At 32.9% G+C, this 22,230-nt stretch carries 16 protein-coding genes; 12 read left to right on the forward strand and 4 right to left on the reverse strand.

The window, feature by feature from the left end; all coding sequences use genetic code 11:
• Window positions 1-217: 217 nt before the first annotated feature.
• The 10 genes from rsgA (at window position 218) to GWR14_RS16275 (ending at window position 13,199) form a co-directional block, all read left to right on the forward strand.
• Window positions 218-1,195 (forward strand): ribosome small subunit-dependent GTPase A, encoded by a 978-nt coding sequence (gene rsgA / locus GWR14_RS16230; RefSeq protein ID WP_163410122.1) that lies wholly within the window; start codon window positions 218-220, stop codon window positions 1,193-1,195.
• A gap of 143 nt (window positions 1,196-1,338) precedes the next feature.
• A complete protein-coding gene (gene dtd / locus GWR14_RS16235) occupies window positions 1,339-1,791 on the forward strand; it encodes a D-aminoacyl-tRNA deacylase (RefSeq protein WP_163410123.1) in 453 nt (150 codons plus the stop codon).
• A gap of 63 nt (window positions 1,792-1,854) precedes the next feature.
• On the forward strand, window positions 1,855-3,762 hold the full coding sequence (locus GWR14_RS16240) for a DUF3857 domain-containing protein (RefSeq protein WP_163410124.1): 1,908 nt from the start codon (window positions 1,855-1,857) through the stop codon (window positions 3,760-3,762).
• A 25-nt stretch (window positions 3,763-3,787) separates the two neighbouring features.
• Window positions 3,788-5,806, forward strand: coding sequence for a DUF3857 domain-containing protein (locus GWR14_RS16245; protein WP_163410125.1), 2,019 nt, complete (start codon window positions 3,788-3,790; stop codon window positions 5,804-5,806).
• Window positions 5,807-5,809: 3 nt separating this feature from the next.
• The gene (locus tag GWR14_RS16250; protein WP_163410126.1) at window positions 5,810-7,780 is read left to right on the forward strand and encodes a DUF3857 domain-containing protein; all 1,971 of its coding nucleotides are present in this window, start codon (window positions 5,810-5,812) and stop codon (window positions 7,778-7,780) included.
• 2 nt (window positions 7,781-7,782) lie between these two features.
• The gene (locus GWR14_RS16255) at window positions 7,783-8,109 is read left to right on the forward strand and encodes a nucleotide pyrophosphohydrolase (RefSeq protein WP_012022600.1); all 327 of its coding nucleotides are present in this window, start codon (window positions 7,783-7,785) and stop codon (window positions 8,107-8,109) included.
• Between the two features lie 99 nt (window positions 8,110-8,208).
• On the forward strand, window positions 8,209-9,438 hold the full coding sequence (locus GWR14_RS16260; protein ID WP_163410127.1) for a 3-phosphoshikimate 1-carboxyvinyltransferase: 1,230 nt from the start codon (window positions 8,209-8,211) through the stop codon (window positions 9,436-9,438).
• A gap of 365 nt (window positions 9,439-9,803) precedes the next feature.
• The gene (queA, locus tag GWR14_RS16265; protein WP_163410128.1) at window positions 9,804-10,853 is read left to right on the forward strand and encodes a tRNA preQ1(34) S-adenosylmethionine ribosyltransferase-isomerase QueA; all 1,050 of its coding nucleotides are present in this window, start codon (window positions 9,804-9,806) and stop codon (window positions 10,851-10,853) included.
• A gap of 417 nt (window positions 10,854-11,270) precedes the next feature.
• Window positions 11,271-12,545, forward strand: coding sequence for a kynureninase (gene kynU / locus GWR14_RS16270; RefSeq protein WP_163410129.1), 1,275 nt, complete (start codon window positions 11,271-11,273; stop codon window positions 12,543-12,545).
• Window positions 12,546-12,773: 228 nt separating this feature from the next.
• Window positions 12,774-13,199: a YMGG-like glycine zipper-containing protein gene (locus GWR14_RS16275; protein WP_163410130.1), complete on the forward strand. Its 426-nt coding sequence runs from the start codon at window positions 12,774-12,776 to the stop codon at window positions 13,197-13,199.
• Between the two features lie 56 nt (window positions 13,200-13,255).
• Here GWR14_RS16275 and GWR14_RS16280 read toward each other — a convergent pair whose 3' ends face one another.
• Both GWR14_RS16280 and GWR14_RS16285 read right to left on the reverse strand, forming a co-directional pair.
• On the reverse strand, window positions 13,256-15,052 hold the full coding sequence (locus tag GWR14_RS16280; protein WP_163410131.1) for a hypothetical protein: 1,797 nt from the start codon (window positions 15,050-15,052) through the stop codon (window positions 13,256-13,258).
• A 216-nt stretch (window positions 15,053-15,268) separates the two neighbouring features.
• Window positions 15,269-16,825 carry a hypothetical protein gene (locus GWR14_RS16285; RefSeq protein WP_163410132.1) on the reverse strand — a complete coding sequence of 519 codons (1,557 nt, stop codon included), beginning with the start codon at window positions 16,823-16,825 and terminating at the stop codon, window positions 15,269-15,271.
• A gap of 115 nt (window positions 16,826-16,940) precedes the next feature.
• Here GWR14_RS16285 and GWR14_RS16290 point away from each other — a divergent pair, with 115 nt between their 5' ends.
• Window positions 16,941-19,331 (forward strand): penicillin acylase family protein, encoded by a 2,391-nt coding sequence (locus GWR14_RS16290; protein ID WP_163410133.1) that lies wholly within the window; start codon window positions 16,941-16,943, stop codon window positions 19,329-19,331.
• A 108-nt stretch (window positions 19,332-19,439) separates the two neighbouring features.
• On the opposite strand, the gene GWR14_RS16295 is transcribed toward GWR14_RS16290, so the two are convergent.
• On the reverse strand, window positions 19,440-19,889 hold the full coding sequence (locus GWR14_RS16295; RefSeq protein WP_163410134.1) for a hypothetical protein: 450 nt from the start codon (window positions 19,887-19,889) through the stop codon (window positions 19,440-19,442).
• A gap of 180 nt (window positions 19,890-20,069) precedes the next feature.
• Window positions 20,070-20,549, reverse strand: a complete 480-nt coding sequence (locus GWR14_RS16300) for an SLATT domain-containing protein (RefSeq protein WP_163410135.1) — start codon at window positions 20,547-20,549, stop codon at window positions 20,070-20,072.
• 303 nt (window positions 20,550-20,852) lie between these two features.
• Here GWR14_RS16300 and GWR14_RS16305 point away from each other — a divergent pair, with 303 nt between their 5' ends.
• Window positions 20,853-22,193, forward strand: coding sequence for an FAD-dependent oxidoreductase (locus tag GWR14_RS16305; RefSeq protein WP_163410136.1), 1,341 nt, complete (start codon window positions 20,853-20,855; stop codon window positions 22,191-22,193).
• Window positions 22,194-22,230 lie beyond the last annotated feature (37 nt).

Consider the following 22,230-nt stretch of genomic DNA (forward strand, 5'->3'; position numbering starts at 1 on the left):
AAAGTTGTTTTTAAGTTTTGTTATATCACACATTTAAAATTAGATTGTTTTTTAAAAAATCCCTATTGCTTTGAAAAAAGTGCTGGGGATTTTTTTGTTATAAAGAGCCACTATTTATATTCACTTATATAACTTATATGGTTTAAATTATTCATTTATCTTTGTAAAGAAATTTGGTTTAATCTAAAATCTAAAATCCGCAATCTAAAATTAAAGAATGACAGGAACCGTTTATAAATCTACAGGAAGCTGGTATACCGTAAAATCTGAAAATGGAGATTTTATAGAATGCCGTATGAAAGGGAAATTCAGAATAAAAGGAATTAAAAGTACCAATCCTATTGCTGTAGGCGATATAGTTGATTATGAATTAGATGAAACTTCGGATACCATTACCGGAACAATTCATAATATTCAGGAAAGAAAAAATTATATCGTTCGTAAATCGGTTAATTTGTCTAAACAGATTCATATCATTGCTTCAAATATTGATCAGGTTTTCTTATTGATTACCATTGATAATCCGCCGACAACAACCAGTTTTATAGACCGTTTTTTGGTTACCGCAGAAGCTTACGGAATCGAAGCAATTCTTGTATTCAACAAGATTGATACCTTAACAGAACAGACTTTAGACGATCAGCTTTATCTACAGCACATTTATACTGAAATTGGATACAAATGCCTCCGAATTTCATCCACAGAAAACAAAGGTGTTGATAAACTGAAAGAAATGATGATTGGTAAGGTAAGTATGTTTTCCGGACATTCCGGAGTTGGAAAATCAACTTTGGTAAATGCAATGGAAGCAAGTCTTCACTTAAAAACTTCAGTAATTTCAGAACAAAGTAAACAAGGCCAGCATACAACCACTTTTGCAGAAATGTACGATTTGTCTTTTGATGCCCGAATTATAGATACACCAGGAATAAAAGGTTTCGGAATTGTTGACATGGAGCCATCTGAAATAAGCGGTTATTTTCCTGAATTCTTCAGACTGAAAGATCAATGCAAGTTTAACAATTGTCTACATAAGGAGGAACCACATTGTGCGATAAAAGCAGCTTTAGAAAAAGACGAAATAGCCTGGTCGCGTTACAACAGTTATCTTAAAATCCTTGAAGGTGACGAAGAACATTACCGTACAGATACTTATGGGGAAGATCGCGCTGCTAGTGATGAAACGAGAAAATAATCTTTTGAAATTCCAATTCAAAAAATCCAAATTCCAATTTAAAAAAATAACAGCAATATTTTGTAGAGATGCACCGCAGTTCATCTAACATTAAAATTTAAAATCTTTATAATCCTTTTAATCTGTGGCTAAAAAATAAAAAAATGAGAGTTGTAATTCAAAGAGTATCTGAAGCATCAGTAACCGTTGATGGTCAAAAAACAGCAGACATACAAAAAGGATTGTTAGTTTTAGTCGGAATTGAAGATGTCGATACTCAAGAAGATATTGACTGGCTTGCTGGGAAAATTATAAAAATGAGAATTTTTGGTGACGAAAATGACGTCATGAATTGTTCGGTTCAAGATGTAGATGGCGATATTATTGTGGTAAGCCAATTTACACTTCATGCTTCTACAAAAAAAGGAAACCGTCCTTCGTACATAAAAGCTTCAAAACCGTCCTTTGCAATTCCAATGTATGAGAACTTCGTTAAGGTATTGGAAAAAGAATTTAAAAAGAAAGTTCAGACTGGAATCTTTGGTGCAGAGATGAAAGTCAGTCTGTTAAATGATGGCCCTGTTACTATCGTAATGGACAGCAAAAACAGAGAATAAAATTATTAAACATTTGTTAAGGAGTTTTCAGAAAATATATATATTTGGTGAAAATACTTACTAATGAAAATTCCTTGTTACGCGTTACTTTTTTTCTTATTTACTTTAGTTTCTTCAGCTCAAAAAGGTACTTATCTTATCTCTACAATTAAAGACAGTCTCAAAGAAAATGCCAATTCTGTTGTTCGTTTAGATCAAATGGATATTGTTATTGCTTCACAGCGAAGTATGAACATCAAAACACAAAGGGTAGTATCGGTTTTAAATGAAAAAGGGCTGAATGATATTGATGCGTATCAGCACTATGACAAAACAACTGCTATAAAAAACATCGAGGCAGTAGTCTATGATGCATTTGGTAATGAAATAAAGAAAATTAAACGGAAAGATTTTAGAGACCAAAGTGCTGTAAGCGGAAGTACTCTTTTTTCAGATAGTCGTGTGGTTTATTTAGATTATACACCTATTTCATATCCTTTTACTATTGTTTATACCAGCGAGACAGAAACTTCAAATACAGCATTTATTCCACAATGGTATTTTTTGGGAGGATATTATCTGAGTATTGAAAAATGTGTTTTAAATGTTGCTTTTCCAAATGATTTAGGATTTAAAAAGAAAGAATTTCAGTTTTCAGGATATAACATTAAAAAGACAGTTGATACCGATACCAGATTAAGTTATGAGGCTGTTAATATTTCAGCTCAGAAAGCAGAAGATTTAAGTCCATCTTCACGTGATCTTTTTCCGAGGATAATGATGGGGTTAGAGCGTTTTCATCTTGAAGGTGTTGATGGAGCAGCCACAAACTGGACTGATTTCGGTAAATGGTATTCGGATAAAATATTAGCAGGAACAACTGATTTACCTGAAAGTACAAAACTCAAAATCAAAGAAGTTGTTGGAAATGAAAAAGATCCAGTAAAAAAAGCAAAACTGGTTTATGATTTTGTTCAGAAAAAATCAAGATATGTTAGCATTCAGGTTGGTATAGGCGGTTGGAAACCTATGCTTGCAAGTGATGTAGATCGTTTAGGATATGGAGACTGTAAGGCATTGTCAAATTACACAAAAGCACTTTTACAGGTAGTAGACGTTCCTTCTTATAATACTGTTTTGTATGGAGACCGTTACAAATTTGATATTCAGTCTGATTTTGTTTCGATGCAGGGGAATCATATGATATTGGCAATTCCAACAGGAAATAATTATACTTTTTTAGAATGTACAAGTCAGGATGATCCGTTTGGATATCAGGGTACATTTACAGATGACAGGGATGTTCTTGTTGTTAAACCTGAAGGAGGGGAAATTATCAGAACAAAGATTTATGAAGATAGAGGAAATATTCAAAGAGATAAAGCAGTCTATACTATAGATGAAAATGGTCATTTTTCAGGTTCGATATCGATACTTTCTGAAGGTTCTGTTTATAGTAAAAAAATGCAGCTGGAACATTTACAGCCCACAGAAAAAGAGGCGCATTATAAAGAATATTGGGATAATATTAATAATCTGAAATTAGGGAAAGTTACTTTTACTAATGATAAGGAAAATATTCGTTTTACTGAAGATATTAATGTTACTGCAGCAAATTATGGAGCAATTTCAGCTAATAAAATGATTTTCGTAATAGATGCCTTTAACCAATATACCGGAAGTGTTAAACGTATAAGAAATCGTAAAAATCCATTTCAGATTCAGCGTGGTTATTTAGATACAGATGAAATTGAAATTAACCTGCCAACAGGTTTTTCTATCGAATTCCTGCCTTCAAATTTTGAATTAAAAAATAAATTTGGAGAATATAAGACCGAAATCATCAAAAGCGAAAATAATAAGCTCATTTATAAACGCTCGATGTTTTTAAACAAAGGAAAATATTCAAATAAAGAATATGACGAATACCGTCTTTTTATGGAGCAGGTTTCCAGAAATGACAATGCCAAAATTATATTAACCAAAAACTAACCCAAACCAATCAAAAACTAATTAAATGAAGTCTATTAAATTTTTCAGAATTCTATTTCTATTCTTTATTTTTTTCAAAACAACTGCACAGGAATTTAAATTAGGAAAAGTATCTGTTGCAGAATTAGAGCAAAAAGTACACCCGAAAGATTCATCGGCTGCAGCAGCAATATTATATAAAAAAGGAAAAGCTAGAGTTGAATATGATACGAATGATGGATTTATTTTAGTGACACAAGTAGACACTCGTATCAAAATTTATAAAAAAGGGGGGTATGACTGGGCAAACCAAGGGGTTGTGTATTATGTTGGCAGTAATGATTCGAGAGAAAAAGTTGATTTCTCAGATGTGAATACTTATAATTTAGTAAATGGAAAAATTGAAAAGACAAAGCTTAAAAGTGATGGAGTTTTTAATGAAGAAGTGAATAAATACAGATCAAGAAAAAAAATTACAATGCCTAATGTAAAAGAAGGGTCTGTATTAGAATTTAGCTATACAGTTAGATCACCAAACATAGGAATGATGAGAGAGTGGGCATTTCAAACAGGTATTCCGGTAAATTATTCTGAGTATGCAACCTATATACCTGAATATTTTACTTTTAATGTCAGACAAAAAGGATATATTTTTCCTAAAGTAACTTCAGAAAGAAACAATAAATCAATAATGATTAACAGTAAAGAAAGATCTGAAGGGATAGGGCCTACTACAACTACATTTTATACAGATAAGGTTGATTATATGGAAACAGAAACAACCTATATTGCTCAGGATTTACCAGCAATGAAAGAGGAATCCTATGTTAATAATATAGATAATTATACCTCAAGTTTAGAACAGGAACTTTCAATGGTTAAGTATCCTAACAGTCCTATGGAAACTTTTTCAACCGATTGGAATTCAGTTGCAAAGACAATTTATGAATACAGTGATTTTGGCCCTGAATTAAACAAGACAGGCTACTTTGAGAACGATTTAAAGGTTCTATTGGCAGGAGTTACAAAACCTGAGGAAAAAATATTAATTATTTTCAACCATGTTAAATCAAATGTGAAGTGGAATAAATATTATGGTTATTCGTGTGAAAAAGGGGTACGTAAGGCATATCAGGAAAAATCAGGAAATGTTGCAGAAATTAATTTGATGCTTACAGCAATGTTACGTTATGCAGGTTTAACGGCTAATCCGGTTTTGGTGAGTACAAGATCTAACGGAATTGCTTTGTTTCCAAACAGAACAGCTTTTAATTATGTGATAGGAGCTGTTGAAACACCAGAAGGAAATATTTTATTAGATGCAACAGATAATTTTTCTGTACCGAATGTTTTGCCTACTAGAGCTTTAAATTGGTATGGCAGATTAATCAGAAAAGACGGATCTTCAGATGAAGTTGCATTAATGCCTAAAAAACCATCGAGTGATATTGTTTTTATGAATTATAGCGTTGATGCTGATGGTAAAATTACCGGAAAAGCAAAAAGACAATGTTCAGATTATAATGCTATGATTTTCAGAGGAAATATAAGTGAACAAAAAGAAGAAGCTTATCTGGAAAAACTGGAAAATGATAATAACAAAATAGAAATAAGTGAATACAGCCGGGCAAATGAAAAAGAACTGCTTCTACCGGTTTCTGAAACCTATTCCTTTACCGGCTCAAATTTATGTGAAAAAATAGGGGATAAAATTTATGTATCTCCAATGTTGTTTTTTGCCGATGAAAAAAATCCTTTCAATCAGGAAACAAGAGAGTATCCGGTTGATTTTGGCTTTCCTTTTTTAGATAAATACAACATAACAATTAAAATTCCGGATGGATTTGAGATTGAAACTTTGCCGGTTCCTGCGGCTATGAATATGGAAGGAGATCTAGGGGCTTTCAAGTTTAACATTGCAGCCAGTGAAAACACTCTTCAAATGAGTGTTTCACATCAAATTAATGAAGCAATTTTTTCTACAGAACAATATGAAATGCTTAAAGAATATTATAAAACAATGATTGCCAAGGAAAGTGAGAAAATTGTTTTAAAGAAAATTTAGAAAATGAAATTAAGTACCATAATTATTTCTATAGTTTTAATTCTTACTTCTATTATTGCCAAAGCTCAAAATTATGAGTTAGGAAAAGTAACAGTTGCTGAATTAGAAGAAAAAGTTCATCCAAAAGATACTGCAGCTGCAGCAGCAATTTTATTTAAACGGGGAAAAACTTTTTTTACCTATTCATCCGAGAGAGGTTTTACGGTTAATAATGTATATGAATTCAGAATCAAAATTTATAAGATAGAAGGCTTAAGCTGGGCAAATCAAAAAGTTTCCTATTATGTAGGATATGAAAATCTGGACGATGACAGTGTTAAATTTTCAAACGCTGTGACCTATAATTTGGAAAACGGAATAATTGTAAAAACAAAATTAGACAGCGAAGGACATTTTAAGAATAAAATAAATAAATACTGGAATCAGGAAACAATAACACTGCCGAACGTAAAAGCAGGTTCAGTTATAGAATTTAAATATATTCTAAAATCAGAAAACATTGTCAGGCTTCCTGATTTTGATTTCCAATATGAGATTCCTGTTAATTTTTTTGAATACAAAACCGAAATCCCGGAGTTTTTTATTTACAAATCATTACTAATAGGAACTACAAAAATTCAAGCGAATGCAGAAGTTGTTGAAAGCAGACAAGTTTATGCAAGTGGTTATAAACAGATTAATAGTTTGTATACCTCTCAGGATATTCAGCCACTCAGGAATGAAAAATTTGTTGATAATATAGAAAACTACAGAGGTTCGATACAAAACGAATTAGAAAGAAAAAGATTTCCCGATATGCCGGTTGTAGACTATACAAACACATGGGAAGGTGTTGCAACTACAATTTATAAAAATAAAGATTTTGGAGAGGAGCTCAAACTAAAGGATTATTTTTTAAATGATTTAAAAGGGCTGTTACAAAATGTCGATTCTCATGAAGAACGTCTAAATGTAATTTTTAAGTTTGTGCAGAATAAAATGAACTGGAACAAGGAAAAAGGCTATTATGTAGACAAAGGCGTTAAAAAAGCATATGAAGCCAAAACCGGGAATGTTGCTGAAATAAATTTTATTCTGATTGCAATGCTTAAAAGTGCCGGTATCAATGCAGATCCGGTTTTGGTTAGTACACTTGAAAATGGTATACCTGTTTTTCCAAACCGAACGGTTTTTAATTATGTCATTGCCCAGACTGAAATCGGCGGTAAGAAAATTTTATTAGATGCAACAAATAAGCTCACAGTGCCAAATATCTTGCCGTTAAATCTTTTGAACTGGAAAGGAAGACTTATTAAAGAAGATGGCTCGTCGGAAGAAATAGAAATGATTACTTCAGTGCCTTCTAAAGATAATTATAATTTAACAGCAGCGATAAATCCCGCTTTAGGAAAAATTGAAGGGCAGCTGAGAATAAAAAGATCAGATTATTCGGCATTTAACTTTAGAGAAATAAATTCAGGCAAAAGTGAAGATTCTTATCTTGAAAAATTAGAAAATGATTTAAATAAAAGTGAAATCACGGCTTATACAATCGAAAATAAAAAAGAGGATTTATCAAAACCTGTTATTGAAAACCTTAGCTTTACATTAAACAGCCCGTATGATATCATTAATGGAAAAATATTTTTAAAGCCATTACTTTTCTTTACAGACGCTAAGAACCCATTTGTACAGGAGCAAAGACAAGCGTCTGTTTATTTTGGTTACCCACACCAGTATGTATATAATATTTCTTTTGAAGTACCTGAAGGCTATATAGTAGAATCTATGCCTAAACCTAAGAGAATTTCGCTTGAAAACAAGGAAGCCTCTTATTTGATGAATGCTGTCTCGAATGAAAATAAAATACAAATTCAGGTTATAAAAGAAATAAACAAACCTATTTTTGCAGCAGAAGATTATGATATGTTAAAAGAGTTTTTTCAGAAAATAATCGTCAGTCAAAACGAGAAAATTGTTCTTAAAAAAGTATAACGATGGATTTGAAAAATGCACAATTAGACGTTGACACCTGGATAAAAGAACACGGTGTTCGCTATTTTAATGAGTTAACGAATATGGCTCAGCTTACAGAAGAAGTAGGTGAAGTGGCCCGGATTATTGCCCGCAGATACGGAGAACAATCTGAAAAAGAAAGTGATAAAAACAAAGATTTAGGTGAAGAATTAGCCGATGTTGTTTTTGTAGTTCTTTGTCTGGCGAATCAAACGGGAATCGATTTGCAAGCAGCTTTCGATAAAAAAATGGACTTAAAATCGGTTAGAGATAAAGATCGTCATAAAAACAATGATAAATTGAAATAATTGTGAAATATCAGCGTAGATTTTGATTTAAGGGCGAGGAGTGTTAAATTGCGAGCCTGAATTATATTTACTCATAATTCACAACTCATAACTAATATCATGAATTTAAAATTAACGACGAATTCACCATTTACAATTGATAATTCGCAACTCAATATCACAGGTTCTAAAAGCGAAACAAACCGCTTATTATTACTAAAAGCATTATTCCCAAATATTACTTTAGCCAATACTTCAAACTCAGATGACAGCGAAGTAATGCAGAAAGCATTAATTGGGAATGACGAAATTGTAGACATTCACCACGCCGGAACTGCAATGCGTTTCTTAACTGCTTATTTTGCTGTAAGCGAAGGAAGAGAAGTAGTTTTGACAGGATCTAGCAGAATGCAAGAACGTCCAATCAAAATTTTGGTTGATACTTTAGCACAATTAGGTGTTGAGATCTCTTATGAAAAAGAAGTGGGTTATCCGCCAATTCGAATCAAAGGAAAAAAAGTAACACAATCAAAAGTTACGTTGGCTGCCAATGTAAGCAGCCAGTATATTTCGGCTCTTTTATTAGTGGCTTCAAAATTAGAAAATGGTTTAGAATTAACTTTAGAAGGAGAAATTACTTCGATTCCATACATCAAAATGACTTTGGCTCTGCTAAACGATTTAGATATTCAAACGAGTTTTGAAGGCAATGTGATCAAAGTTTACCCAAAAGAATCTGTTGAATCAAAAGAAATGGTTGTAGAGTCTGACTGGAGTTCAGCTTCTTATTTCTTCAGTCTTGTTGCTTTATCAGATGCTGCAAAAATTACTTTAAGTAGTTATAAAGAAAACAGTCTTCAGGGAGATTCAGAATTGGTCTCTCTTTACGAAAAAATGGGTGTGAAAACGACTTTCCAAAACAACAAAATGACTTTGGAGAAAGTGGCAGGTTTCAATTATCAGGATGTGAATTTTGAATTGAATAATACGCCAGATATTGCTCAAACGATTGTTGTAACATGCCTAGGTTTAGGAATTGGATGTCATTTGACTGGCCTTCACACTTTAAAAATTAAAGAAACAGACAGACTTGAAGCTCTAAGAATTGAGTTGACAAAATTAGGAGCCAATATTTCTGTGACTAATGACAGTCTGACTTTAGAGCGTTCAGCAAATATTAATCACGATGTGCATATTGCGACATACAACGATCACCGTATGGCAATGGCATTTGCGCCTTTAGCAATCAAAGTTCCAATTATCATTGATGATGCAGAAGTAGTTTCTAAATCATACCCGGATTTTTGGAGCGATCTAAAAGCATTAAACTTTCAAATTTCAGAATTGTAAAATTTTTTGAACCATATAAGTAATATAAGTTCATTTAAATAAAGCTTAATAATATAGCCTCTGGTTTCAATCAGAGGTTTTTTTATGTCTTTCTAAAAGCAAACCTAACAGGTTTTTAAAACCTGTTAGGTTTAATATGTAAAAATCCAGTATTTAAGAAACTCTAGTTAATATGAACTTATATTACTTATATGGTTCAAAAAACACATTTTTAGTGGTTCTCGAAACCTCACAAAATCAAGGACTTTTGAAAATAAACGTCAAAACACTTGACAACGCCTATCTCACAATCGTATATTTGCATCCGATTTAAATTTTTAGATAAACAAATCTAAAAGCTACACTCTAAAATCAATAATTCAAATATGAAATTATCACACTTCAATTTCAATTTACCGAAAGAACTTTTGGCTGAATTCCCGGCAGAAAACAGAGATGAATCTCGTTTAATGGTAATTGACCGTAAAAAAAATACGATCGAACATAAAATGTTTAAAGATGTTATCAATTATTTTGATGACGGGGACGTTTTAATTCTTAATAATACAAAAGTTTTCCCTGCACGTTTGTACGGAAACAAAGAAAAAACGGGAGCTAGAATTGAAGTTTTCTTATTAAGAGAATTGAACTCTGAGCAACGTCTTTGGGACGTTTTAGTTGATCCGGCCAGAAAAATTCGTATCGGAAACAAACTTTACTTTGGTGATGACGATTCTTTAGTTGCTGAGGTAATTGATAATACAACTTCTCGTGGAAGAACTTTACGTTTCTTATACGATGGTTCTTACGAAGAATTCAGAAATAAATTGACAGAACTTGGAGAAACTCCAATTCCTAAATACATCAACAGAGATGTTACTCCTGAAGATGCAGAAAGATACCAAACAATCTATGCAAAAGAAGAAGGAGCTGTAGCGGCACCAACTGCTGGTTTACACTTCTCAAAACACCTTTTGAAAAAATTAGAAATAAAAGGAGTAAATTTTGCTGAGGTAACTTTGCATGTAGGTTTAGGAACTTTTAACCCAGTTGAGGTTGAAGATTTATCTAAACACAAAATGGATTCTGAGGAATTGATTATTACTCAAGCAGCTTGTGATATTGTAAACGAAGGAAAAGGAAAGAAAAAACGTATTTGTGCTGTTGGAACAACTTCTATGCGTGCAATCGAAAGTTCTGTTTCTTCTGCTAATACTTTAAATCCTTACGAAGGTTGGACAAATAAATTTATTTTCCCTCCTCACGATTTCAGTATTGCAAACTGTATGATTACAAATTTCCACACACCAAAATCAACATTGTTAATGATGATTTCTGCTTTCTGTGGTCACGATTTAATGAAAAAAGCATACGAAGAAGCGATCAAAGAAGGATACAAATTCTATTCTTACGGAGATGCGATGTTAATTCTTTAATTAGAATTCATATTATAAAAAGACCCGACAAGTTTTATAACCTGTCGGGTCTTTTGGTTTTTAATGGTTTCAAGTTTAAGGTTTCAGGTTTGATGTTCGTTATGAAATTTTGACCACAATCCTATAGCTATCGTGTAATGTCATTAAGTTAAGAGTTTCCCTCTAAGATTTTCCTTAATCTAACTCTCGCAAAGTAGCGAAGATGCAGACAAAATCGTTCTAAACTTTGTGTCTTTGCGCCTCTGCGAGAAAAAAATCAAGTTTAACTTAATGAGATTGAGCTATCGGGAGCAAAGTTTTTTTTGCTTAGTTTGTGTTTGAAAAATGTAAAAGAACGCAAAGCATTTCAACTTGAAACTTTAAACCTGAAACAAAACAAACAATTTTTGTTATTTTAGCAGGCAAAACAAAAACACAATGACTTTTCAAAATACACGCGAATTCGCGAAACAACTTGATGTACAAGACACATTGAATCATTATCAGGAGCAATTTATTTTTCCAAAAGTACATGACAAAAGAGTAATTTATTTTACTGGAAACTCATTGGGATTACAGCCAAAACGTACCAAAGCTTATATTGATGAAGTAATCAATGACTGGGCAGAACTTGCTGTAGAAGGTCATTTTTATGCAGAGAAACCTTGGTGGGATTATCAGGAAAGATTTGCCGAGCCATTGAGTAAGATTGTGGGAGCGCTTCCGTCTGAAGTTACGGTGATGAATACTTTGACAGTAAATCTTCATTTACTGATGGTTTCTTTTTATCAGCCAAAAGGAAAACGTTACAAAATTATCTGCGAAGAAAAAGCTTTCCCATCAGATCAATATATGTTTCAGAGTCAGGTGAATTTTCATGGTTATAAACCAGAAGATGCAATTGTAGAAATCAAACGCCGTGAAGGAGAACATAATATTCGTTTAGAAGATGTTTTGGCAAAAATTGAAGAAGTTGGAGACGAACTTGCTTTGGTTTTAATTGGAGGAGTAAATTATTATACCGGACAAGTTTTTGATATTAAAACCATAACTGCTGCAGGACAAAAAGTTGGTGCAAAAGTAGGTTGGGATTTAGCTCACGCTGCTGGAAATATCAAATTAGAACTTCACGATTGGAATGTAGATTTTGCTGCTTGGTGCAGTTATAAATATATGAATTCAGGTCCTGGAAATGCATCTGGATGTTTTGTTCATCAGAAACATCATAATTCAGATTTGCCAAGATTTGCTGGCTGGTGGGGACATAATAAAGAACGGCGTTTTAAAATGGAACCAACATTTGATCCCGTTCATGGTGCAGATGGCTGGCAAATTAGTAACCTTCCAGTTTTATCTTTGGCTTCCTATTTAGCTTCAGTAGAAATGTTTGCTGAGGTTGGAATGGATGCTTTAATTAAAAAACGTGATCATATTACATCTTATTTAGAATTTATCCTTCACGAAATTGATAAAGAAGTCGAAAGTACTTTTGAAATCATCACACCTTCAAATCCTGAAGAAAGAGCTTCGCAGTTATCTGTTTTTCTTCACGGAGAAGGAAGAGCTTTATTTGATTATTTAATGAAAAACGGAGTTATTACAGACTGGCGTGAACCAAACGTAATTCGTCTGGCTCCAGTTCCGTTATATTGCTCTTATGAAGACATGTACGATTTTGGACAGATTCTTAAAAAAGGAATTTTAGGGAAGTAAATAACATTAGTTTGTCATTTCGAGGAACGAGAAATCACACTAGAAACTCCGTAAAGCATGTCGTCAATCTTTGTCGAATCTCGAGTGTGATTTCTCCTTTCGTCGAAATGACATAAATGAGAAACATCATAAAATCTGCTAATAATATAAATTTTCTAAAAAATTCTGTAATAAACATTATATCAGATCTTTCGAATTTTGTAGTGTATAATTTAAATAACTATAATCATGAAAGGCTTATACATTTTATTAGTAGCAATAATTTTTACTTCTTGCCAACAGCAAAGCAAAGAAGATATCAATAAAGCCAAACAAGCCAGTATTGATTCAATGAAAGTTGAAATTAACAAACAACGGGTTATCGATTCAATGAAGACTGAAATGGCTAAATTAAATGAGGAAAAGATTGAAGCTCAAAAAGAGAAAGTCGTTGTAGTACATCAGCAAGACGCAACAGCAGCTGCACCGGCTAAAAAGAAAGGTTGGAGTGCAACCGCTAAAGGTGCTGTAATTGGTGCAGGAGTGGGTGCTGCGACTGGAGCAATTGTAAGTAAGAAAAAAGGGGAAGGTGCTATTATTGGCGGTTTGGCCGGAGCCGCAGTAGGAACCGGAACTGGAGCTGTTATTGATAGCAAAAACAATAAGAAAGAGTAGTTATTCTATAGATAAAAACAACCCCCAAATTAGATTCTAATTTGGGGGTTTCAATTTTAAATAAATTCTAAAGCGGGAATTTTAATGCCAACTAATTCTGATTTGCAAGAATCGAGTTGATCAAGGTCACCTTTAAAGACTGTCGTCGATTCAAATAAATTTTTATAATACTCAATTCCATCTAACAGATTAGACTTAAAAGTATTCCATTTTTTAAGCTGAGCCGTTGTAAGTTCTCCAGAAATAGACTGAATTTCATTTCTAAAATAAGTAACATACATTTTAAGCTCTTTTATAAACAAGTTTGGGCGTTCAGTTCTAATAATTGATTTTCCTTGATAAATATGATGAATCATATCTTTTAAAGAAACTTCCTGATCAAAATAAGCCAAATTTGGGCCCGGACAAATTACGACACCTTGTGCCTGACCTTTTATTTTGATATCATTTTCAAGATAAGAAGCATTTGCTAAACCTACGCACAAACATGATTTCTCGGTAATCCTGATTTTACTTTTTTCGAATTCGTCAGCAGATAAAGAATCTTTTTTTGCTTCTAATTCTTCTAGCTTTATATCCTGATACTTTTTTGATGCAGTACAAATTCCATGTGGATCGTATTCTTTGCTTAAAGCTAAAAATTTCTTTGGACACGAACTTCCTGCTTTGTTTTCCTGAATTCTTTTTTGCTTTAAAAATTCGTTTGTCGTTCCTTTCAAAGTATTAAACGGAACTCCCAAAGGCGAAATGTTGCTTAAATAAAAATCATCTTCTTTGGCATTCATTAATAAATTACGAGTTTCCTGATCTACAGAAGTAGCTTCAGGAACCAATAAAAATGGTGATCCCCAGCCAACAGCGTCTACTTTGTATTCATCCAGTAAAAACTCATGTTCTTCTGCGGTTCCAACACCGCCCTGAACTGTAATTTTTAAATCTAAAGGCTTTTCTGGGAAAGCTTGATTTTTTACCTGTAAAGCTTTAATCATTAAATCATGAGCAGATTGTACTAATTGCTCTTTTTTTTGCCTGAATTCTTCTAAAATGGCACCTAAAAGAAGTCCATCGGTGGCAAAGGCGTGACCACCGCAGTTTAATCCTGACTCAATTCGGTATTCTGAAACCCAAAGTCCTTTTTTTGCAAGGAAATTTCCCTGAATCATTGCCGATCTAAAATCGCTTACTTTTAGAATGATTTTCTTTTTAAGCTCATTATTTTTATTCGGAAAAAAATCTTTAAAGTTTTCGAAATAGCCAAACAATCTTGGGTTCATTCCGGCTGAAAGTACAACTGAAGATGCCAAATTACTATTTGCAAAACCTCTTAAAGCGGCATGGGCATCGTTAAACTCAATCGGAAGCTGTTCGTTTTTCACGAAGTTATCTTTGTCCAGTTTTGTCATAATGTTCACATCAATTTCGCCGGGAAAAAGATTTGATTCGATATAATGCTGCATGTTTTCTTTAAATGCAATTCCGTCATCTATTAAATTCTGAAAACCTTTTTTGATGTCCGAAGTGTTTGGCAACATCGATATGAAATTTTCAAGAGCAGTTTTGCTCTCCACTAATTCGGTTTTGAAGCTTTCGAATTTTTCTTTGACAATTTTGTCAACTAAATTGAGATAAGAAGTAATTCTTTCTGCTCGGTAATCGTGAAATTTCTGTGTAATTTCTTCGTAAGGGATATTGAATTTAGTGCTATAAAAGTTACGCATCTTTTCAATCAAGTCGTCATCAGCAAGTGCGATAACAGACGAAATCCCGTATTGCGCTACACGAATCGGACTGTCAATCGTGTACGCAAGCCCCATTACCGGAATGTGAAAAGTGTGTAAAGGCGTTTTTGTCATTTGTCTTCCAATTAAAATAAAGACAAATATTGAAAAAAGCATTTTTCTAAAACCTGATAATTGTCAGGTTTGTGGGTAAAGTTTTTATCGCTACGAATTCACGAATTATTTTTTATAATGCTTCTTAGAAAAAATAGTGTAAATTAATGTAATTCGGAGATTGTTTTATTTACCCAATCATTTTAAATAAAATACGTGAATTCGTGGCTAATAAACTTATATCAAAATCTTCTTCAAAGACTCTGCAATGCTTCGCCATAAAAAGTTGTAGAATGATTTTTCCTGAATTCTTTCGAGTTCAACATCGGCGGTTTTGGCTTTGTTTTTCGAGTCATTTTTGACTAATAAATTAGCAATTGCCGATTTAAGTTTGGCTTCTTTCTCTGGATCTTTCTTTTTGTATAATTTCACTTTTAGATCATCATAATCCAGCGATGCATTTCCTTTTGAGATATTATCATTTCCGTAGAAATTAAAGCGATATTTATGGAAAGTTCCATTAAATGAAGCGTTCATATACGGTTTACTGAATTGTCCCATTGCCGAAACATCAAAATTGGAGATTACACCCTGAATATGAAAACCATCGTTTTTGTCCAGAACATTAAAACTCCAATCCACATCAAGCGGAGAGTTTTTCATGAAAATGGTTTTTACTTTGATTTTTACGTCATCGGTTTTTTTCAGGCCAAAACCACTTCGAAGATTGGTTGCCTGCAAGTTGAATTTATCAAAAGTTAAAACTCCCGGACCTTTAGAAAAATCTATTTCTTCTTCGTAAACCAATTTTGATTTCAAAACTTGAAGTGTGTCAATTTGAAGTGGGAATTTTATATTTCGAAGTAGATGATTGTAAAGATATTTTTTACTCAAATCGTCTTTTGGCATTTTCCCTCGGTAAATATTCGCATCAAAATGATTCATTACAATGGAGTTGGCTTTAAAGAAAAAACGATCATCTTTAAAACCCCAATCCATTTTTTGAATGCTGACCGAATCTACTTTTAACGTATAAATATCTTTTTCTGTTTTTAGTCTTTTTACAAATTCAGGACGATTAAACTGCGGAATATTAGCAAAATTATTAATCTTCATAAAGTTCTTTTCGGTGCTGATTTTTCCAATTGTGATATGATAAAACTCACTCGGACGATAAAACAAACTATCACAGACTAAAGCATAACTTTTATACTGAAGCGGAATCTTTTCTTTTAAAGTAGCATCAGTTATTAGAATTCCTTCCAGTTTCAGAAGGATTTTTTTTATGCTAAAAATTGGTTTCTCGGTATTCAAAGAAACAACATCGATAGTTCCGTCATTGAGATAAATATTCGAAACACCAACGATTTTTCGGAATGGTTCGACGATTTCGTTTTTGATACTTTTGCTGTTGTTTAAAAGTTTTTCGCCTTTTTTATATAAAATCACTCGGGGTTTGTTAATGATAATACTTTCGGCCTGAATAATATCACGAAAAGCCAAATCCCAAATATTAAAATGTTTTATCGTAATAGATTCTATTTTGGTAAAAAGCCCATTTTTACTGTCTTTTGGCTCGTTTTTCGGATTTACCAATAAAGTTTGTGCGTAGATATTTCTGGAAAAAAGAGAAACTTCAATTTTTTCGTAATTGATATTATAAGCCGTTTTGTTTTTTTCGTGAATAATAATCGGAAGCTGTTTTCTAATCCAGTAATTCAGACCAATATTGGTCAAAATCACAACAATAAACATAGAAATTACTCCAATCGCTATTTTTTTATAGACTGACATTTATAGTATTAATTTTAAATACATAAATTTAGATTTAAAAAAAGGAATGCTTATTACATCATTCTGTAATTTCGTTATATCATTTCAAATTCATCTTTTATACTTGTTGCTTAATATGAGAATACTTAAAAAAATTCTTTTGACTTTATTGGTTGTGGTTATTGTGCTTGCAATTGGTTTGTGTGGTTATATTTTTCATTTAAAACCGAAATACGAAGGGGAAATTCAATTAAAAAATCTGCAAAAAGAAACTACAGTTTATTTTGATGATTTTGGAGTGCCGCACATTTATGCAGATTCTGAAAAAGATGCGATGACAGCGCTGGGATACGTTCATGCGCAGGAAAGACTATGGCAGATGGAATTGCTTCGCCGAATTGCTCCGGGAAAATTATCCGAAATTTTTGGAACGGTGGCACTTAAAAATGATAAGTTTTTTGCAGGCATTGGAATCGATGAATCTTCTGCTAAAGCCATTGCGAAATTGGATAAAAACAATGAAAGTTATAAACTAACTGAGGCATATTTAGATGGAATTAATCAATATCTGGATGAAGGAGTTACACCAATAGAATTTACCTTGGTGGGAGTAAAAAAGCAAAAATTTACCATAAAAGACGTTTATAATATTTTTGGATACATGTCTTTTAGTTTTGCGATGGCTCAGAAAACAGATCCATTATTAACAGATATTAAAAATAAATATGGCGTTGCTTATTTGAAAGATTTAGGTATTGAAGGAGAATTTAATAACACGAGAATTAAAATTTCAAAAGAGAAAGCAGAAGAATACAGCGAGATTTCAAAATCTATTTCGGCAATGTTGGATCAATCTCCGATTCCGCCATTTGTTGGAAGTAACAGTTGGGTTGTCAGTCCTCATAAATCGAAGACTGGAAAAGTTATTTTTGCAAATGATCCGCATATTGGATTTTCGCAGCCTGCTACTTGGTACGAAGCGCATTTGGTAACGCCGAAGTTTGAATTATACGGTTGTTATCTGGCAGGAACTCCGTTTCCTTTATTGGCACACAATCGTGATTATGCCTACGGATTAACAATGTTTGAAAATGACGATATCGATTTTTATCAGGAAAAAAATAAGTCTGATGATGCAAGTCAATATCAAACACCAACTGGTTTTACAAAATATGAAATCAGAAAGAAAACAATTAAAGTAAAAGATTCTTCAGATGTGGTTCTGACAATTAAATCGAGCCGTCATGGGCCAATCATGAATGATTTTATGGAACGATTAGAAAAGAAAAATCCAATTGCAATGTTGTGGACTTATACGCATCAGCCAATTCAGATTCTGGACGCGGCTTATGGGCTTTCTCATGCTGAAAATACAACCGATTTTAAAAAGTCTGTTAGTTTGATTGCTTCGCCAGGACTAAATGTAATGTACGGGGATGTCAAAGGAAATGTAGGTTGGTGGGCTAGTGGAAAATTGTACCGACACAATGAAGGCGTTAATACACATTTGATTTTAGATGGCTCAAGCGGAAAAGATGATATTACGAAGTTTTTAGATTTTGAAGAAAATCCATCAGCTGAAAATCCGAAATGGGGCTATGTATATTCTGCAAACAATCAGCCCGAAGCTATCGATAATGGTTATTTATACCCAGGATATTACCTCCCGGAAGATCGTGCTAAGAGAATTTCAGGGATTTTAGATGCAAAATCAGATTGGGATAAAGAGGCCATTGGCAAAATGATTTTTGATAATACTTCTGATGTTGCGGTTGAGGTTTCGAAAAATTTAATGGCAAGTTTAGATAATAAACCACTTTCTACTACTGAAAAAGAAATTTTGAAAGTTTTAAAATCCTGGAAAGGAACAACTAATTTGGAAGATGTTGCTCCAACGATTTACAATAAATGGATTTATCTGTATATGAAAAATACATTTGAAGACGAAATGGGTAAAGACAACTTCAATTTGTTTTTAGGGATTTCTTTAGGGAAACAAGTTATTGCGAATCAAATAAAAAACGAAAACTCGGTTTGGTGGGATAATATAAAAACAAAAAATGTAAAAGAGACAAGAAAAGATGTTGTTTCAAAATCATTTCATGATGTTGTTATTGCATTGCAAAATCAGTTAGGAGAAAATATTTCAGATTGGAATTGGGGAAAAGTACACACCGTAGAACATGAACATCCGTTAGGCAAAGTTGCAGCACTTCGAAAATTGTTTAATGTTGGTCCGTTTAATTCTTCAGGTTCAAATGAAGTAATCAATAATTTGTTCTTTGGATATAATGAGGAAGGAAAGTACTATGTCAAAGGCGGCCCTTCAACAAGGAGGATTGTTGATTTTGGTGATGTAGAAAACAGTTGGAGTATTTTACCAACGGGGCAGTCAGGAAATCCGTTTAGTAAACATTATGATGATCAGGCAGAAATGTACAATGCAGGAAAGTTTAGAAAAATGAAACTGAACAAAGAGGAGATTATAAAAACATCAACAAAATTGGTTTTTAAACCTAAGAAGTAAATTTTGTTTCAAGTTTGAGGTTTTCGTATTCACTTCAAAAATCTAAAAAGGTTCAATGATTTTTTGAATAGAAATCATTGAACCTTTGTTATTTTGTATTTCTGAACCTTATTTCAAAAGGTATTTCCCCTTCACAATATCCCTGGCATATATATCAAGGTTAAAATTAAGGACCTTGTTGGTTGTCATGATATTTGTAGTCTGGTATATTTTGTCTTTTTGGTAAGTTTTTAAAAGAGTTTCCAACTCTATTTCATCGTGAAACGCAAATAAATTATAAACAGCGTCACGGAAGTTTCTGAAATTGATGGTTTCTGTTATTTCCAAAGTTTTTTGTTCATTCCATTTTTCCTTGTTAGCAGTTTCATTTATCTTATTGAGGCAATAATCTACAAAATAAGTTTTGTAATTAGTGGCTTCAATAATTTTATTGACAATAATTGTATTTTGCTGGGTTGGCATTTGTACAGCATTCCTGTATTGTTGGCAAGTACCAGAATAAGGAATAAGTGTCAAAAGTAATAGAACGAAAAAGAATTGCTTTTTAAAGTTTTTCATAGGTTGTTTAGTTGTTTTCGGGACAGGGCTAAAATATATTTTTATGATAAATTTTCAAACGGAAATAGAGATTTAATCGAGAAAATAATTGAAGAAAAGTATATTTTAAAAAAGGCTTTGGAATTGATTTCTAATTTTTCGGGCTGCTTTTTTGTCTAAAGAATTGATTAATAGTTAGTTTTATGCTTTGTTTTCGTTATTATTTTTAGTTGATCGAATTCTGCGATAATTCTTCCCTATTTCTAAACAGATGGTCAGATATTTTTGAAACAATAAATCAATTTGTTCATGCTTTATGTTTTCAATTCCTGATGCTTCTAAATAATCTAGTTCAGCAAGGAGGGTTATGAATTCATTTTTTGAAATTTTATATTCTATCCACAAATCTTTATAATCAAAAAAGTTGAAGAGCATATTTCCGCCGGCTGTAATTGCACTGCAAATGAGGGCTATATTAGTGAGCATTGTATTGTCTGTTGTTTTCCATCCAATTAAAATAGGAGTAGCTACAGAGAAAATAATAATACAGATTTGTGCAGCAGAAGCTCCTATTTTATTTTTTTTCCCTTTGTGGGTTAAAACTTTTATTTTATTTGTCACAGAGTTTCGTAACGAATTTATTTTTTCTTCAGTAGTACTGATTTTTTTAGGCGTCTCCATAATGTATTGTTGTTTATTTGGTTAGTGTTGTTTATGTGCTAAAATACTTATTTAATTTAAATTTTTGATGCATCCCTGAACACATGGTTTTATTATGAAAATGATTGTGACATGAGGGATAGGAGCGGTATCCTTTTGTGCAGGGGTTCGGCGCAAAAGATATAGCGGATAGCCCGACCCGCTTTTTCGGCGGGTCATGCCTAAGCAAATATTAGACTTTCGGGCAAATAAATTGTTTTATTTTAAAGCTCATGTATAATTATTACTTATTTTTACGGCCCAATATATTAGATTTTCTCCTTGATGCAAACTTCACTTAAAATTGCTGTTGTAGGTTCCGGACTTGTAGGATCGCTTTTGGCAATTTATCTTAAAAAAGCCGGTCATGCCGTTCATGTTTATGATCGTAGTCCAGATATTCGCAAAATAAATTTCTCTGGCCGTTCCATTAATCTGGCGATGTCAAATCGTGGCTGGAAAGCTCTTGATGCTGTTGGTGTTGGTGATTCGGTTCGTGAAATTGCAATTCCGATGGATAAACGTGCAATCCATTTGATTGATAAACTGAATTTTCAGAATTATGGTCAGGAAGGAGAATCTATTTATTCGATTTCGAGAGGAAAACTAAACCGGAAAATGATTGATTTGGCGGAAAATGCAGGTGCTGAGTTTTATTTCGAACAGAAAATCTGGGATGTAACACTTAACGATGCTACTTTGCATATTGGAGAAAGTGAAAGAGGCGAGTGGGAAGAAAGAAAGTATGATATGGTTTTTGGAGCCGATGGAGCTTTTTCGAGAATCCGTCACAGAATGCAGCGTCAGAGTATGTTCAATTATTCACAGGAATTTTTGAATATGGGGTATAAAGAGCTTAACATTCCGGCAAATGCTGACGGGACTCATAAATTAGATAAAAACTCTTTTCATATTTGGCCAAGAGGAGAGTATATGCTAATTGCGCTTCCAAATCTTGATGGAAGTTTTACCTGTACCTTATTTATGCCTTTTGAAGGAGAAAATTCTTTTGAATCACTGACAGACCGAAAAATGGTGGAAGATTTTTTCGAGAAAAATTTCCCTGATTCTATTGAAGTGATTCCGGAACTTGCAAATGATTTCTTTAAAAATCCAACAAGTACACTGGTTACAATGAAATGTTTTCCATGGACTTATGAAAATAAAATTGCTTTAATTGGTGATGCTTGTCACGCTATTGTTCCGTTTTATGGACAAGGAATGAATGCGGGTTTTGAAGATATTACCGTTTTGAATGAAATGATGGAGAAATTTGGCGATGACTGGAAAAAAATATTTTCAGAATATCAGATTTCAAGAAAGCCAAATGCCGATGCAATTGCAGAGCTTTCGTATCGAAATTTCATGGAAATGAGTACAAAAACCGCAGATGAAAAATTCTTACTGCAAAAGAAAATCGAAAAAGTTTTTTCGGATAAACATCCTGATAAATGGATTCCGCTTTATAGTCGTGTGACTTTTAGTGATCGTCCTTATGCAGAAGCTTTGGCGATTGGTGATTTTCAAAACGAAATCATGGAAGAAGTTCTTCGAATGGACAATATCGAAAATATCTGGAATACACCGGAAGTAGAAGGTAAAATTCTGGAGTTGCTTTCGAAATAACAATTTCAAATTTCAATGACAATTTCAAAATTCAATA

It is taken from the genome of Flavobacterium ajazii, assembly GCF_010614725.1.
GTDB lineage: Bacteria > Bacteroidota > Bacteroidia > Flavobacteriales > Flavobacteriaceae > Flavobacterium > Flavobacterium ajazii.